Source organism: Ornithinicoccus hortensis, assembly GCF_006716185.1.
GTDB classification, from domain to species: Bacteria; Actinomycetota; Actinomycetes; order Actinomycetales; family Dermatophilaceae; genus Ornithinicoccus; species Ornithinicoccus hortensis.
In genome coordinates this window covers 1,953,007-1,967,622 of record NZ_VFOP01000001.1, presented here as the reverse complement: position 1 = coordinate 1,967,622, position 14,616 = coordinate 1,953,007, and the positions used below count along the sequence as shown (strand labels likewise).

17 protein-coding genes and 2 tRNA genes are annotated in these 14,616 nt (G+C 73.8%); 7 read left to right on the top strand and 12 right to left on the bottom strand.

The annotated features are described in order from the left end of the window. Nucleotide 1: 1 nt before the first annotated feature. Complete coding sequence (locus FB467_RS09135) at nt 2-583, bottom strand: YceD family protein (RefSeq protein ID WP_141784820.1); 582 nt, start codon at nt 581-583, stop codon at nt 2-4. Nucleotides 584-706: 123 nt separating this feature from the next. Here FB467_RS09135 and coaD point away from each other — a divergent pair, with 123 nt between their 5' ends. Both coaD and FB467_RS09125 read left to right on the top strand, forming a co-directional pair. Beyond that, the gene (gene coaD, locus FB467_RS09130; protein ID WP_141784819.1) at nt 707-1,180 is read left to right on the top strand and encodes a pantetheine-phosphate adenylyltransferase; all 474 of its coding nucleotides are present in this window, start codon (nt 707-709) and stop codon (nt 1,178-1,180) included. Further along, complete coding sequence (locus tag FB467_RS09125; RefSeq protein WP_141784818.1) at nt 1,177-1,896, top strand: HAD family hydrolase; 720 nt, start codon at nt 1,177-1,179, stop codon at nt 1,894-1,896. The genes coaD and FB467_RS09125 overlap by 4 nt, the downstream gene beginning before the upstream one ends. Here the strand turns inward: FB467_RS09125 and rsmD are convergent. The 3 genes from rsmD to FB467_RS09110 are packed head-to-tail and all read right to left on the bottom strand — an operon-like array spanning nt 1,821 to nt 6,595. Continuing rightward, nucleotides 1,821-2,441: a 16S rRNA (guanine(966)-N(2))-methyltransferase RsmD gene (gene rsmD, locus FB467_RS09120; RefSeq protein WP_141784817.1), complete on the bottom strand. Its 621-nt coding sequence runs from the start codon at nt 2,439-2,441 to the stop codon at nt 1,821-1,823. The genes FB467_RS09125 and rsmD overlap by 76 nt on opposite strands. A gap of 7 nt (nt 2,442-2,448) precedes the next feature. Further along, nucleotides 2,449-4,728, bottom strand: a complete 2,280-nt coding sequence (locus FB467_RS09115) for an ATP-dependent DNA helicase RecG (RefSeq protein WP_141784816.1) — start codon at nt 4,726-4,728, stop codon at nt 2,449-2,451. Nucleotides 4,729-4,741: 13 nt separating this feature from the next. Next, nucleotides 4,742-6,595 carry a DAK2 domain-containing protein gene (locus tag FB467_RS09110; RefSeq protein ID WP_244932735.1) on the bottom strand — a complete coding sequence of 618 codons (1,854 nt, stop codon included), beginning with the start codon at nt 6,593-6,595 and terminating at the stop codon, nt 4,742-4,744. Nucleotides 6,596-6,854: 259 nt separating this feature from the next. On the opposite strand from FB467_RS09110, the gene rpmB reads away from it, so the two are divergent. Next, nucleotides 6,855-7,052: a 50S ribosomal protein L28 gene (gene rpmB, locus FB467_RS09105; RefSeq protein WP_141784815.1), complete on the top strand. Its 198-nt coding sequence runs from the start codon at nt 6,855-6,857 to the stop codon at nt 7,050-7,052. An 86-nt stretch (nt 7,053-7,138) separates the two neighbouring features. On the opposite strand, the gene thiL is transcribed toward rpmB, so the two are convergent. Next, nucleotides 7,139-8,176, bottom strand: a complete 1,038-nt coding sequence (gene thiL / locus FB467_RS09100) for a thiamine-phosphate kinase (RefSeq protein WP_141784814.1) — start codon at nt 8,174-8,176, stop codon at nt 7,139-7,141. A 77-nt stretch (nt 8,177-8,253) separates the two neighbouring features. On the opposite strand from thiL, the gene FB467_RS09095 reads away from it, so the two are divergent. Next, nucleotides 8,254-8,490 (top strand): Lrp/AsnC family transcriptional regulator, encoded by a 237-nt coding sequence (locus FB467_RS09095; protein WP_141784813.1) that lies wholly within the window; start codon nt 8,254-8,256, stop codon nt 8,488-8,490. Further along, nucleotides 8,466-8,930: a DUF3515 family protein gene (locus FB467_RS09090; protein WP_141784812.1), complete on the top strand. Its 465-nt coding sequence runs from the start codon at nt 8,466-8,468 to the stop codon at nt 8,928-8,930. The genes FB467_RS09095 and FB467_RS09090 overlap by 25 nt, the downstream gene beginning before the upstream one ends. 125 nt (nt 8,931-9,055) lie before the next feature. Here the strand turns inward: FB467_RS09090 and FB467_RS09085 are convergent, their stop codons facing one another. From FB467_RS09085 to FB467_RS09075, 3 genes are all read right to left on the bottom strand, one after another. After that, nucleotides 9,056-10,198 carry a D-alanine--D-alanine ligase family protein gene (locus tag FB467_RS09085; protein ID WP_141784811.1) on the bottom strand — a complete coding sequence of 381 codons (1,143 nt, stop codon included), beginning with the start codon at nt 10,196-10,198 and terminating at the stop codon, nt 9,056-9,058. 187 nt (nt 10,199-10,385) lie between these two features. Next, nucleotides 10,386-11,387, bottom strand: a complete 1,002-nt coding sequence (locus tag FB467_RS09080; protein ID WP_141784810.1) for an NAD(P)H-dependent glycerol-3-phosphate dehydrogenase — start codon at nt 11,385-11,387, stop codon at nt 10,386-10,388. After that, entirely contained in the window at nt 11,384-12,160 is a 777-nt protein-coding gene (locus FB467_RS09075) for a lysophospholipid acyltransferase family protein (protein ID WP_244932734.1), read from the bottom strand. The genes FB467_RS09080 and FB467_RS09075 overlap by 4 nt, the downstream gene beginning before the upstream one ends. 134 nt (nt 12,161-12,294) lie before the next feature. Here FB467_RS09075 and cofC point away from each other — a divergent pair, with 134 nt between their 5' ends. Both cofC and FB467_RS18735 read left to right on the top strand, forming a co-directional pair. After that, on the top strand, nt 12,295-12,972 hold the full coding sequence (gene cofC, locus FB467_RS09070) for a 2-phospho-L-lactate guanylyltransferase (protein ID WP_211350581.1): 678 nt from the start codon (nt 12,295-12,297) through the stop codon (nt 12,970-12,972). 9 nt (nt 12,973-12,981) lie between these two features. Continuing rightward, a complete protein-coding gene (locus FB467_RS18735; RefSeq protein WP_153390192.1) occupies nt 12,982-13,212 on the top strand; it encodes a hypothetical protein in 231 nt (76 codons plus the stop codon). 15 nt (nt 13,213-13,227) lie between these two features. Here the strand turns inward: FB467_RS18735 and FB467_RS09065 are convergent, their stop codons facing one another. The 4 genes from FB467_RS09065 to FB467_RS09050 form a co-directional block, all read right to left on the bottom strand. Next, entirely contained in the window at nt 13,228-13,563 is a 336-nt protein-coding gene (locus tag FB467_RS09065; protein WP_141784809.1) for an HU family DNA-binding protein, read from the bottom strand. Between the two features lie 196 nt (nt 13,564-13,759). Further along, a tRNA-Glu gene (locus tag FB467_RS09060) sits at nt 13,760-13,835 on the bottom strand. Between the two features lie 89 nt (nt 13,836-13,924). Further along, nucleotides 13,925-13,996, bottom strand: a tRNA-Gln gene (locus tag FB467_RS09055). 59 nt (nt 13,997-14,055) lie between these two features. Beyond that, nucleotides 14,056-14,595, bottom strand: coding sequence for a hypothetical protein (locus tag FB467_RS09050; protein ID WP_141784808.1), 540 nt, complete (start codon nt 14,593-14,595; stop codon nt 14,056-14,058). Between the last annotated feature and the right edge of the window lie 21 nt (nt 14,596-14,616).

The following is a 14,616-nucleotide window of genomic DNA, read 5'->3' as shown; positions in this document are numbered from 1 at the left end:
GTCAGTTCCTCTTCTCGTCGTCGGGGGCGGCACCCTGGGCGAGTTCGCTCAGGACCGACCACCGTGGGTCAATCAGGTCATGCTGGTGGTCGAGGTCGTCGGCCAGGCGTGCTCCGCACTCGGAGCACAGTCCCGGACAGTCGTCCCGGCACACCGGTTGGAACGGCAGGGCGGTCACCACCGCGTCCCGCACCACGCTCTCCAGGTCCATCAGGTCCCCGTCGAGCAGGTGGTCCTCGTCCTGCTCCTCGGCGTCCCCCACCTCACGGTGGTGGGCCGCCCGGTCGGGATAGGCGAACAGTTCCTGGAAGGTCACGTCGAGGTCCTCCTCGACGGGATCCAGGCACCGCACGCACATCCCGGTGGCGGTGGCCGAGACCGATCCACTGGCCAGGACACCCTCGACGACGGACTCCAACCGCACCTCGAGCTCGACCGGTTGCCCGGCCTCGATGGCGATCACGTCCGTCCCGATGCGGTCCGGAGCCGACACGACCCTGGACAGGGTCTTCATGGTGCCAGGCCGCCTGATCAGTTCCCGGGTGTCGAAGACCCAGGGCCGGGCGGCGTCCTGCGCGTGCATGAGACCCCTCGTACAGTCGTGTGGATCGGCCCGAGCCACGAGGCGCAGGCCGAGGGACCACGGTACCGGAGCAACGGGCCTAGCCTCAAATCCCCCGGGGCCGGTGCCCGGTAGGTTGGGCCCATGACCCGCCGCTGCATCTGCCCCGGCTCCTACGACCCGGTGACCAACGGCCACCTGGACGTCATCCTGCGTGCCGCCGCACTCTACGACGAGGTCGTGGTCGCGGTGTTGCACAACCCGGACAAACCCGGCCGGTTCCCGGTGGAGCGACGCCTCGAGCTGATCAGCGGCTCGCTGCCCGAGTGCCTCCCGGTCCGGGTCGAGGCATTCCACGACCGGCTGCTGGTCGACGTGGCCACCGAGGTGGGTGCGGGCGCCATCGTGAAGGGGCTGCGCGGCGGCACCGACTTCGCCTACGAGCTCCCGATGGCCCTGATGAACCGGCACCTGACCGGCATCGAGACGGTCTTCCTGCCGGGCGACCCCGCCCTGGAGCACGTCTCCAGTTCGCTGGTCACCCAGGTGGCCTCGATGGGCGGCGACGTCACCGGGCTGGTCCCCGACGCCGTGCGCGACGCCCTGGTCTCCCGGTGACGGCGCCCCCGATCACGGCGGTCCTGTTCGACTTCCACCAGACCCTGGTGACCGGCGGTGACGCCGCCGGGTGGCTCGCCGACGGCTGGGCGGACACGGGGCGCGGGGGCGACCCGGTCGCCGGGCTGGGCGCCGCGGGCGCCGCGGAGGCCGCGGCCTTCCTGGACCGGGTCTGGGAGCACGCGCGGGAGGTGGACCCGCACGCCGAGCGCGACACGGACCCGCGGCGCCACCGGGCCGTGTTCGAGGCCACCGTGGCGCGCTGCCCCGGGATCGACACCGACCTGGCGGCCGGCCTCTACCGCACGATGGCGGACCGGTGGGAGCCCTTCGACGACACGGTGCCGGTGCTGCGGGAGCTGCGCCGCCGGGGAGTCCGCACGGCCGTGGTGTCCAACATCGGGTTCGACGTCACCGGGCGGCTGGCCGAGACCGGGATCGCCCCGCTGGTCGACGCGGTCCTGATGTCGTATGCCGTGGGGAGCGTCAAGCCCGACCCCGGCATCTTCGAGCAGGCCCTGGACCGCCTGGGGGTGGGCCCGGAGGAGTCGCTGATGGTCGGGGACAGCTGGCGGGACGACGGTGGTGCCGCGAGCCTGGGCATCCGCACCCTGCTGCTGCCGCGCACCGCCGGCCCGGTTCACGGGCTCGGTGCCGTGCTCGGGCTGGTCGCCTCCCTCGCCCCGTCCGGAGGCGGCGCCGACTCCTCGGCGTAGTGCAGCGTGGTCTGCCCGTAGGTCTTGGTGTCCAGCGGCACGAGACCGGGGGGCCAGGTCGGCCCGGCCGACCGGGACGACCGCTCGACCACGACCAGCGCCCGCTCGGCCAGCCAGCCCTGCCCGACGAGGCCGCGCAGCACCTCCGCGAGCCCCTCCTCCCCCAGCGGGTAGGGCGGGTCGAGGAGTACGAGGTCGTAGGCCGTGCCGAGCGGTCCGCCGGCGACCACCCGCTCCGCCCGGTCCCGACGCACCCGGCACCGGTCGCCGACCCCCAGGGCCGCGATGTTGTCCTGGAGCAGGGCCGCGGTCGACCGGTCGGACTCCACCAGCAGGACCGTCGCCGCGCCGCGGCTGGCGGCCTCCAGGCCGAGGGCCCCCGAGCCGGCGTAGAGGTCCAGGACGTGCGCCCCGTCCAGGTCGGTCCACGCCTGGAGGCGGGCGAACAGCGCCTCGCGCACCCGGTCCGTGGTCGGACGGGTCGCGCTCCCCCGCGGCGTCCGGATCCGGCGACCGCCCAGCGCCCCGGCGATGATCCGGGTCACGGCCTGTTCACCCCCGCTCCAGGAAGGCGGCGCGCTCGGCGTCGATCCTGGCCAGCTCCTGCTGCAGCCCCGGGTGGCGCCGCAGCTCGGGGTCGGCCTCCACCACTTCCCAGGCGGCCTCGTGGGCCGCGACGATGAGATCCTCGTCCCGGACCAGGCGCAGGAACCGGACGGTGCTGCGTCCGCCGGACTGGGAGGCGCCGAGCACGTCGCCCTCCCGGCGCAGCTCGACGTCCAACCGGGCCAGCTCGAACCCGTCGGTGGTGCCCGCGACCGCGGTCAACCGCTCCGGGGCCTGGTCGGAGGTGGCCTGGGTGACCAGCAGGCACAGGCCCGGTTTGCCGCCCCGTCCGACGCGCCCCCGGAGCTGGTGCAGCTGGGAGACGCCGAAGCGGTCGGCATCCAGGATCACCATCTGCGTGGCGTTCGGCACGTCCACACCGACCTCGATCACGGTGGTCGCGACGAGCACGTCCACCTCGCCGAGGCCGAACGCGCGCATGACGGCGTCCTTTTCCTCGGCCGGTTGCCGGCCGTGCACCATCGCGATCCGCAGGTCCCGGGTGGCCGGCAGCTGGCGCAGGGCGCGTTCCACCTGGTGCACCCCGTGCAGCTGCGGGGCGGCCGCGCCGTCACCGGCGCCGTCCGCACCGTCACCGGCCGGTTCGTCCACGACCTGGTCCAGCCCCTCGTCGTCACCTACGCCCCCCGCCGCGCCGACCGGCCCGCCGGGCCCGACCGTGCTGCCGTGCGGCAGGTCCGGGTCGTCCGGGTCACCGATCCGGGGACAGACGACATACACCTGGCCCCCGGCGGCCACCTCCTCGGCGACCCGTTCCCAGGTCCGGGAGATCCAGGTCGGGCGGTCGGAGGTGACCACGTGCGTGCTGATCGGCTGTCTCCCCCGGGGGAGTTCGGACAGCGTGGATGTCTCCATGTCGCCGTAGACGGTCATCGCCACGGTGCGCGGGATCGGGGTCGCGGTCATCACTAGGGTGTGCGGGGCGGTCTCGGCCTTGGCCCGCAGCGCGTCCCGCTGCTCGACGCCGAAGCGGTGCTGCTCGTCGACGACCACCAGCCCGAGCTCGGCGAACTGGACGTGCTCCTGGATCAGCGCGTGCGTGCCGATCACGATGCCCGCCTCGCCGCTGGCCGCCTGCAGCAGGTTGGCCCGGCGCTCGGCCGCCGACTGGCTCCCGGTCAGCAGCGCGACCCGGGTGCCGTGGTCGGCCCCGCCCAGCAGCCCGGCCTCGGCGAGCGGGCCCAGCATGGCCGTGATCGAGCGGTGGTGCTGGGTCGCCAGCACCTCGGTGGGGGCCAGCAGCGCTGCCTGACCACCGGCGTCGACCACCCGGAGCATCGCCAGCAGCGCGATCACGGTCTTGCCGGAGCCCACCTCCCCCTGGAGCAACCGGTGCATCGGCACCTCGAGCGCCAGGTCGGCGGTCACCTCGGCGAGCACCTGCTCCTGCCCCTCCGTGAGGTCGAACGGCAGTCGCTCCCGGAAGTCGTCGGCGATGCCTCCATCGACCGCCGGTCGCGGGGTCGCTGGGACCGCCTGGCTGGAGCGGCGCCGCTGGGCCAGCGCGGCCTGCAGCACGAAGGCCTCCTGCCACTTCAGCCGCCAGCGGCCGCGCCGGTGGTCCGACTCCTCGCTCGGCTGGTGCACCAGCCGGTAGGCCTCCTCCAGCGAGGGCAGTCCGTGGCGCAGGCGCACCGCCGCCGGGATCGGGTCGGGCACCTCGCCCATCGCGTGCAGCGCGAGGTCGACCGCGCCCGAGACCTTCATGGACGTGGTGCCCTTGATCGCCGTGTAGACCGGGATGGGTCCCTCGCCGTATGCCGTGGGCGCGCCGCTGTCGGCGCCCAGCACCTGGTACTCCGGGTGGGTGAGCTGCAGCCGCCTGCCGTAGTGGGTCACCGTCCCCGAGCAGACGACGCGCCGGCCGGGGACCAGGGCCCGCTCGTGGCCGTAGGGGCGGAAGAAGGTCAGGTCCAGCTCGCCGCCCTGCTCGTCGGCGACGACCACGGTGAGCATGGTGCCGCGCCGGGCCTTCATCCGCCGGGTGCTGGCGTGCCGGACGACGGCCAGCAGCACGACATACTCCCCCTCGTGCAGCCGGGTGAAGTCGGTCGCGCGGGAGGGGTCCAGGTAGGTGCGGGGCAGGAAGTCCAGCAGCTCCCCGATGGTGCCGATCTGCCGCTGCTTGGCCAGCGTCTCGGCCAGCTTGCCCAGGACCGGTCGCAGGGGTGCTTCCAACCCGGTGCGGACTCCGGGTCCGTCCATCACGCCACCCCCATCACTCGACCCCGAACACCCACGGGTAGGTCCGTTGCAACCCCTCGAGCACCTCGACCTCCACCCCGGGGTGGGCGGCCGCCACGTCCCGGACCACCGCCAGCCCGGCCTCCCGGTCGGCGTCGAGCCCGACGACCACGGTGAGCAGCTCGGCGGTCGCGGCGTCCCCGCCCGGCCCCGCGGTGTCCGCCCCCGGCCCGGCCAGCAGGAGGCGCAGCACGCCGGCGATCGCCTCGGCCGCCGTGTCGGCGACGACCGCGATGTCCCAGTCGACCAGGCCCAGGGCCTGGCCCCGGCGGCAGGGCCCCACCGGGGTGTGTCCGTCCTTGCTGGCCTCGGTGACCGCCCCGTGCCGGGTCGCCCGCACCGCCTCGGTCATCGCCGACAGGTTGCTCTCCAGGCTGCCCTCCGGGTCGAGGACGGCCAGTGCCGCCAACCCCTGGACGCTCGCCCGCGAGGGCACCACGTGGACCGCCAGTTCGTCCTCGACGGCCGCCTGCGCGGCGGCGTCCGCGGCCAACCGGGTGTCCGGGTCGTTGGGCAGCACGATGACCGACCCGGCCCGGGTCGCCCAGATCGCGCTGAGCAGCTGACCGGTGGAGGCGCGGTCACCGGGTGTGGACCGGACCACCTCGGCGCCGGCGCCGGCCAGGATCTCGAGCATGCCCTCACCGGCCGCGCAGGCGACCACGCCCACCGCGGGCCGGGGTGCCTCCTGACCCTCGGCAGGACCGGCAGCAGGCCCCCCGTCGCCGGACCGCGCCGCCACCTCCCCGGCCCCGCCCCCGACCAGCGGTTCCGGCAGTGCCATGACCGTCACGTGCTCGACCCGGCCGGCCATCGCCCCCGCCTCCAGGGCGACGTCGGTGTCGGAGAGGTGCACGTGCACCCGCCACTCCGCCGGACCCCCGGCGACCAGGACGGACTCCCCCACGTTGGTCAGGTGGCTGCGCAGGTGCTGGGCCCGTTCCGGGTCGGACCCGGTGAGGAGGTACATCACCTCATAGCCCCCGCCCTCCATCGAGCAGTCGGCCCCCGGATGACCGGCACCCGCCGGACCGTGCCCGGATGGTGCCCCGGCGCCCCCTGACCCAGCCCCGGCGGTCTCCGCCCGTGCCCCGGCGAGCTGCCAGTGGCGCAGGTCCTGCAGGGCCTGCGGGTCGTCCTCCCCCGTCTCGCCCAGCACCCGTTCCAGCGCCTCGAGCACGACGACCAGACCAGCGCCGCCGGCGTCGACCACCCCGGCGCTGGCCAGTACCGGCAACTGCTCCGTGGTCCGCGCCAGGGCGGTGCGGGCCGACTCCAGCGCCGCCTGCGCGACCGCGTGCACGGTGCGCCCGTCCGGTGTCGCGGCCGCCGGCGACAGCGCCGCCGCGGCGCCGAGGGCGGACGCCCGGGACACCGACAGGATGGTGCCCTCCACCGGGGTGCTCACGCCGTCCCAGGCGAACCGGTCGGCCCGCGCGAAGGCGTCGGCGAGTACCTCCGGGCCCACCTCCGTCAGGTCCGGCCCGGCCGCCGCCACCGCCTCGTGCAGGCCGCGGACCAGCTGGCTCAGGATCACTCCGGAGTTGCCCCGGGCGGAGAGCAGCATGCCGCGGGCGATCAGGGCCAGCCCCTCGGTGAGGCTGATCTCGCCGGTACGGGCCTGGTGGTGCCCGCGGAGCACGTCGAGGGAGCCGTCCATCGTCAGGAACATGTTGGTGCCGGTGTCCCCGTCGGGCACCGGGAAGACGTTGAGGGCGTTGATCCTCTCCCGGGCGTCGGCCAGCATCGAGCGGGCGCTCAGCGCCCACCGCCGGGCGGCCGCGAGGTCGAGCCGCACCGGGGGCTGAGGGGTCTCCGGATCGGTCACGCGCTCACCTCGCTCCCTCGGTCGGGGCACCGGGCGGTACCATCGGTCTCGGTCATCGTTCCCGCCATCGCGGGGACGTCGGTCCCGCACCCGCAGGGTAGCGGCCGGGCCCGACCGACCGGACACGCCGTCCCCAGCGCCCGCCCATTTTGGTGTGCGGAGTGCCTGTCGGCTACGCTTGACCGGTTCCCCGGACCTTGCGACGCCTCGTCGCGGGGACGGACCTGCACTTGCTCACATTCGACCTCAGGAGAACACCGTGGCTGCCACTTGCGATGTCTGCGGCAAGGGACCGAGCTTCGGTCACACCATCTCGCACTCCCACCGCCGGACCAAGCGTCGTTGGAACCCGAACATCCAGCGCGTCCGTGCGCTGGTCGGCCCGAGCGGCGTGACCCCCAAGCGTCTCAACGTCTGCACCTCCTGCCTGAAGGCCGGCAAGGTCACCACCCGCTGAGCCCAGCGGCCACGGCCGCGACGCGATGACCGGTACCCGGATCGGGGTGCCGGTCTTTCGTTGTCCCCCACCGCCCGCGTCGCGCGTCAACCGCCGAAGTGGTCCCATCCCCCGCCGGCGAGCGGTTCTCCCCGGTAGCGCACCCCGGGCGCCGGCGCCTCCCCCTGGGCTCCAGCCTCGCGCACCCGTCCGATGACCATCCACCCGGTCAGTGCCCCGAGCGCGCCGTCGGGGAAGGTGGCGAGCATCTCGTGCTCCTCCCCACCCCGCAGCACGCAGTCCAGCGCCACGTCCTCGGGCAGCTCCGGGGTGAGCGCCGCCGCGTGGGCCCCGACCGCGTCGGCGTCCAGGTCGATGAGCACGGCGCTGGCACGGGCCAGGCGACCGGCGTCCCGCACCAGCCCGTCGGAGACGTCGATCATCGCGCTCGCCCCGGCCGCGGCCGCTGCGGGCCCCGCGGCCAGGTCCGGGGTCGGGGCGCGGTGGTAGTCGACCAGGTCGCGCCGCGTCGTCCCGTCCCACCCGGCGCGCAGCAGTTCCAGCCCGGCCGCGGACCGTCCGACGGGGCCGGCCACCGCCAGCACGTGCCCAGGGCGGGCGCCGGACCGCAGCACCGGCCGGGCCACCGTCAGTTCCCCGAGCGCGGTCACGGACACCATCACCGGCCCCTCGGTGGAGGACAGGTCCCCGCCGATCACCGGGACGCGGGCGGCCCGGGCGGCCGCGGCGATACCGGCGGTGAGGTCCTCGACCCACGCGGCCGGGGTGTGGCCAGGGGCGACGAGGGTGACCAGCAGTCCGGTGCCGGCCCCGCCCATCGCCGCCAGGTCGGCCAGGTTCTGGGCCACCACCTTGGCCCCGACGTCCCGGCCCGTCGACCAGTCGTCCCGCCAGTCCCGCCCCGCCACGACGGTGTCGGTGGTGGCCAGCACGGCGCCGCCGGTGGCCAGCAGGGCGGTGTCGTCCCCCGGCCCGACCAGGACCCGCCCACCGGCTGCCTCCTCGTCCCGGAAGGCGGCGAAGACGACGCGCAGGATCCCGTCCTCGCCCAGCTCGCCCAGCGTGGGCCCCTGGGCCCCGCCGGGCTCTGGCGTGGACCGTCGACCCGACTCGCCCTGCGACATACCGGTCCTCTCGTTCGGCAGATCCTCTCGGCACGGTAGCGTCTCGCCCAACGCACCCCGCCCTACAGGAGGCTCCCATGGTTCAGGCGTACATCCTCGTGCAGACCGAGGTGGGCAGGTCCTCGCAGGTCGCCCACGCGATCGGCGACCTGCCGGGTGTCCGGTCCGCCGAGGACGTCACCGGCCCGTACGACGTCATCGCGCTGATCGAGGCCGAGTCCGTCGACGACCTCGGTCGACAGGTCATCGCCAAGATCCAGGAGGTGCCGCACATCACGCGCACCACCACATGCACCGTCGTCCATCTGCGCTGACGGCCCTCCGCCCGCTCGCGGCGGCCGGGCTCCTCCTGGTCGTGGCGGGATGCTCCTCGGCGGTGAAGGCCACGCCGTTCGCGGACTCCGACTCCGCCGTCTGCCGCGAGGTCGCTGCCGCCTGGCCCGCCACGGTGGGCGGCCAGACCCCGCGCGAGGTGGCCGTGCAGTCCGAGGGCGTAGCGGCCTGGGGGGACCCGGCGATCATCGCCCGGTGTGGAGCGACCTCCCCCGGCCCCACGACCGACCCCTGCATCGACGCGGACGGCGTGGACTGGGTGGCCCATGAGTTGGAGGATGGCTACGCCTTCACCACCTTCGGCCGCGAACCCGGCATCGAGGTCCTGGTGCCGTCGGCATACGCCCCGGAGCCCCTCCTGCTGTCGGCCTTCCGTGCCGCCGCCGAGGTCGTCCCCCCGACCGGCCCCCACTGCACCTGACCGGACGTCCGACCGGGCGGCCCCACACCCCCACCAGACGTCCGACCGGGCGGCCCCCAACCCGCACCGGACGTGCGACCGGGCGACATCGACCGACCGGCAGGTCGGGCCTGAGATTGGTCGGGTCAGCGCAGACCGAGCGGGCGGTTCAGCGCCAGCTGCAGCAACTCGTCGATGAGGTCGGGGTAGGCGATGCCCGAGGCCGCCCACACCTGGGGATACATCGAGTAGGGCGTGAAGCCGGGCAGGGTGTTGATCTCGTTGATCAGCACTCGCCCGTCGTCGGCGTAGAAGCAGTCGACCCGGGACAGCCCCTCGCACCCGGCGGCCTCGAAGGCCACCGCGGCGATGCGCCGGATCTCCTCCCGGACCTCGTCGGGCACCTGTGCCGGGCAGGAGAGTTCGACGTTGCCCTCGTCGAGGTACTTGGCGCCGAAGTCGTAGAAGTCGTGACCACCGGTGACCGCGATCTCGCCGACCTCGCTGACCCGCGGGGGCGCGTGGTCGCGTCCCTGCAGCACCCCGACCTCGAGCTCACGTCCGTCGATGCCCGCTTCCACGAGCACCTTGGGGTCGTGCTCCCGTGCGCTCTCGATTGCCTCGGCCAGTCCCTCGGGTCCGGTCACCTTGCTGATGCCGACCGAGGACCCGGCCCGGGCCGGTTTGACGAAGACCGGGAAGTCCAGGGCGCCCGCCTCGGCGAGCACGCCGTCCCGGTCGGTGCGCCACCGCGCGTCCGTGATCACCACGTAGGGACCGACGGGCAGGCCGGCGCTGGTGAAGACGGTCTTCATCATCGCCTTGTCCATCATCGCCGCCGACGCGAGCACCCCGCAGCCCACGTAGCGGATGTCGGCCAGTTCCAGGAGGCCCTGCAGGGTCCCGTCCTCGCCAAAGGGTCCGTGCAGCAGCGGGAAGACCACGTCGACCTCGCCCAGGGTCGCCGGCACCTCACCGGGACGCGCCACGGTCAGCGTCCGGTCGTGCACACCGAGCGGCAGCACCACCTGGGTGCCGGTGTCGGCCACCTCAGGCAGTCGGTCTCCGCTGATCTCCAGGGCCGCGGGGTCGTCGGCAGCCTGCACCCAGTAGCCGTCCCGGGTGATGCCCACCGGGATGACGTCATACGACTCGCGGTCGATGGCCCGCAGCACGCTGGCAGCGGTGGCACAGGAGATGGCGTGCTCCTGCGAGCGACCACCGAAGACGATGGCCACCCGTGGGCGCTTGGCGGGCGGGGGGCTCTGGGGCGTGGGCGTGCTGTCCATCGTCGCCGAGCCTATCCGGCGGTGACTCCCCCGACCCGTCGGGACACGGCCGGCCCCGGCACCGACCTCCTAGCGCCGAGCGGACGCGTTGTGCACGCTTCCGGCGCGAAAAGCGGCAACAACGCGTGCAGTCGGCGCGCCCCGACCGGGTCGGCGCCGCGACCGCGTCGGACCAGCGTCGCCGGGCCTACTGCCGCTCGTGCTTGCGCGGCCGTCCCATCAGCGCCTCGGCCACCTGGCGCGGGTGGACCCCCTGCTCGACGACCGCGGTCACCCCGGTCGCGAGCGGCATGTCGACCTCGTTGCGGAGCGCGAGCTCGAGCACCGAGTGGCAGGACTTGACGCCCTCGGCCGTCTGCTTGGTCACCGCGACCACCTCGGCCACCGACATGCCCCGGCCCAGGTTGAGCCCGAAGGAGTGGTTGCGGGACAGCGGCGACATGCAGGTGGCGATGAGGTCGCCGACCCCGGCCAGCCCCATCAGCGTCGCCGGGTCGGCACCCAGCGCCTCGGACAGCCGTGCGGTCTCGGCCAGCCCGCGGGTGATGATGGTGGACTTGGTGTTGTCCCCGAACCCCAGGCCCTCGGCCATCCCGGCGGCGAGCGCCACGACGTTCTTGACGGCACCACCGATCTCGGTGCCGACGACGTCGGTCTGGGTGTAGGGGCGGAAGTAGGGCGCCGCGCACGCCTGCGCCACCACCTCGGCGGTGCCGATGTCGGCACAGGCGACGACGCTCGCGGCGGGCTGCTTCGCGGCGATCTCCCGCGCCAGGTTCGGGCCGGAGACGACTGCGACCCGGTCCGGTTCGACGTGGCCCGCCTCGCTGATCACCTCACTCATCCGCAACCCGGTCCCCAGCTCGATCCCCTTCATCAGGGAGACCACCGGTGCGTCCCCGGGCAGCACGTCCGCCCAGGTCGCCAGGTTGTCCCGCAGCGTCTGGGAGGGGATCGCCAGCACGACCAGGTCGGCGCCGTCGGCGGCCTCCGCGGGGTCGGTGGTGGCGCGGATCCCGTCGGGCAGGCTGAGCTCGGGCAGGTAGTCGGCGTTGACCCGGTCCCGGTTGATCCGGTCGACCAGTTCCTGTCGGCGACCCTGCAGCCGCACGGTGCACCCGGCGTCGGCCAGGATCGCGGCGAACGCGGTGCCCCACGAGCCGCTGCCGAAGACCGCGGCGGTGGTCATTCCCGCTCCCCCTCAGTACCTGACGAACCCGACGAATCCGTCGCACCCGGTGACTCCGGTGACTCCGCGGAAGCCGGCGGGTGGGCCGACCGCCGTGCCTTCTTGAGGCTCTCCCGTCCGGACTCCTGGCCGGTGCGCCGGTAGACGAACGGCTTCTCCGGGGGTTCCTCCCCCCGCAACCGCGCGAGCTGGACCGTGATGGCGGCCATCACCCGGTCGGTCGCCTCGCGCAGCGCGCCCGCGTCGTCCTCGCGCCCGAACAGGTCGTCCAGCGGCACCGCCGGACCGGCCGTGACCTGCATGGTGTGCCGGGAGAACAGCCCGGTCGGCCGGTTGGCATACGGCGCCAACAGCTTCTGGGCACCCCACTGCGCGATCGGTATGACGGGGGCCCGGGTGACCAGCGCCAGCCGGGCCACCCCGACGTGGGCCCGCATCGGCCACAGGTCCGGGTCCCGGGTCAGCGTGCCTTCCGGCATGATCGCCACGCAGCTGCCGTCCAGGACCGCCTGCTCCGCCTCGGCGAGCGCGTCGACCGCCCGGCTGGTGCCGCGGTGCACGGGCACCTGGCCAAGCCCCTTAAGTGCCGGCCCGACCAGGGGGATCTTGAACAGCGACGCCTTGGCCAGGAACAGGGGCGGGCACCCGTGGTCGACCAGGTAGTGGGCCACGATCAGCGGGTCGATCTCGGAGAGGTGGTTGGCCGCGGCGACGAACCCGCCGCTCTCGGGCAGGTTCTCCCCTCCCGACCAGTCCCGCGTCGTCAGCGCCATCAGCGGCGGACGCAACGTCGCGATCGCAGCCGCGTAGGACGTGGGGACTTTGGTTCGCTTCGGCATACGGCGCACGGGCACATCTTGTCACCGGCCGGCGCAGGTTGGCAGCACCGAGCGGTGATACTGGCGTGGTGTCCCCCCTCCCCGCCTGGCGACTCGTGGTGCCGGTCAAGGACGCCCGGCTGGCCAAGACCCGGCTGGAACCGCCGCCCCCGCTGACCCGTCCGGACCTCGCCCGGGCGATGGCGCGGGACACCCTCGAGGCCGTATGCCGTGCGCTGCCCCCGGCGGACGTGCTCGTCGTTAGCTCCGACGAGGCGGCGGTGCGGACCGCCCGCGGCCTCGGCTGCGTGGTGGTGCCCGACCCGGGTGCCGGGCTCAACGCCGCGGTCGCCGCCGGGCTCGACGCCGCCCGCACCGGTCACACCGGACCCGTGGGGGTGCTGCTCGGCGACCTCCCCGCGCTGCGCCCCGAGGACCTGGGCGCGGCGCTGGCCGCCTGCCTGGCCCACCCGGTGGCGGTGGTGCCGGACGCCGAGGGCGGCGGCACGGTCCTGCTGACGGCGGCGGCGGGCAGCACGCTGCGCCCCCGGTTCGGCCCGGACTCGGCCGCCCGGCACGCCGACCTGCCCGGCGCGGTGCGCCTCCCACTCCAGCTGCCCCGGCTGCGTCGGGACGTCGACGACGCGGCGGCGCTGGCCGAGGTGGCGGCACTGGGACCGGGTCGGCATACGGCCGCGCTGTTGGCCACCGTCCGGGGACCACGCACCTCGACCGGATCACCCGGTCGGCCCGCGACGGCCGGTTAGGGTGAGGCCATGCAGGGCAGCGTGCACTCCTTCGACCCCGCGACCGACCACGGCAGCGTGCTCTTGGACTCCGGGCGCGAGTTGCCCTTCGACGACGCGGTCTTCGCGGCGAGCGGGCTGCGGCACCTTCGCGTGGGGCAGCGCCTCAGCCTGGAGATCGACGGCGACCCCGAGCAGGAGGGCACACGGGTGACCCGCGTGTGGCTCGTCGGGATCGGGACGGGCGAGGTCATCCGCTGACCGTCCCGGACCCGGTCAGCTCGAACGGCTCCCGCTGGGGGCACGGCCCCCGACGAAACCGTCGGCCGGCAACTGGTCCGGCTCGGCGACGACTTCCTTGAAGTAGGTGCCGGGGCGGAACCGCGGGCTGCTCGTGCCCTCGATCGGGACCAGTTCACCGGTGCGGGGGTTCCGGCCGGTGCGGGGTGCCCGATCGACGCGCTCGAAGGTGCCGAACCCGGTGATGGTGACCCGACCCCCGGCAGCGACCTGCCGGATGATCACGTCCACCATGGCCTCGATGGCGGTGGTGGCCAGGGTCCTTCCGCCCAACTCTTCGGACAGCCGCTCGATAAGATCAGCCTTGTTCATGATGCTCCGTCCTGCCGGGGTGTCGAACCCTCGTCACGGTGAGTGATCGACTTCACCCAAAGGTAGAGGTAACGGGGCACCCACGGCCACTACCTGGCGGCAGAAGTCCGGACGGGTTCCGTTCCGCCGCCTGCCCGCACGACCTGCCCGCAGAAACAGACGACCCCCGGTCGGCGTCTGCCGACCGGGGGTCGAGTGGTAGCCCCGACGGGATTCGAACCCGCGCTACCGCCTTGAGAGGGCGGCGTGCTAGGCCGCTACACAACGGGGCCCTAGCTGTTCGGCTGCTGGGCAGCCGAGCCGACACATTACCGCACCGGATCGGGAAGTCCGAAATCACCGTGCGGCCGCTGTCGCGGCGCTGGGGTACCAGGACTCGAACCTAGACTAACTGAACCAGAATCAGTCGTGCTGCCAATTACACCATACCCCAAGGGGGTACCACCGCCGTTCCTCCAGAAGGAGTTCCGGGTGGCGGACCGATCGCCTACCTTACCGGTCCGATGAGGGACTTCCCAAATCCCCCCTGCCGCCGCGGACCAGGGCGCCGACGAGCAGGCCGGCGACCGACAGGCCGGTGGCCCAGAAGGCCCACCAGGCGCGGGTGCCGGCGGCCTCCAACCGGTCGATGACCGGGTCCGTCGTCGCCTCCCGCAGCCCGTCCAGGGTCAGCGTCAGCCCCATCAGGACAGACTCCGACTCCTGCGGGGTGCCCAGCGTCGCGTCCAGGCGTTGGAGCTCCGCCAGCCCGGGCTCGGCCCGATCGGCCGCCAGGTCCCGGAGCAGGTCGATGTGCTTGGCGTAGGCGGCGTCGTCCGCGGGCGTGATGGCCAGGCTCTGCTGGCCGCGGGTCTCATCGACCCGGGCCTGGGTCACCAATTCCAGGTTGTCGTTGGCCACCCGCAACCAGTTCAGGTCGCCACGAGCCTCGTGCTGGGCCCGCATCGAGGCGCCCAGCACGGCGCCGCCGACCACGAGGAGGAGCAACGCGGCCACGAGAAGGACTCGCGGGGACCGGACGACCTGACGCATGGACTGCTCCTCTCGGGGGCC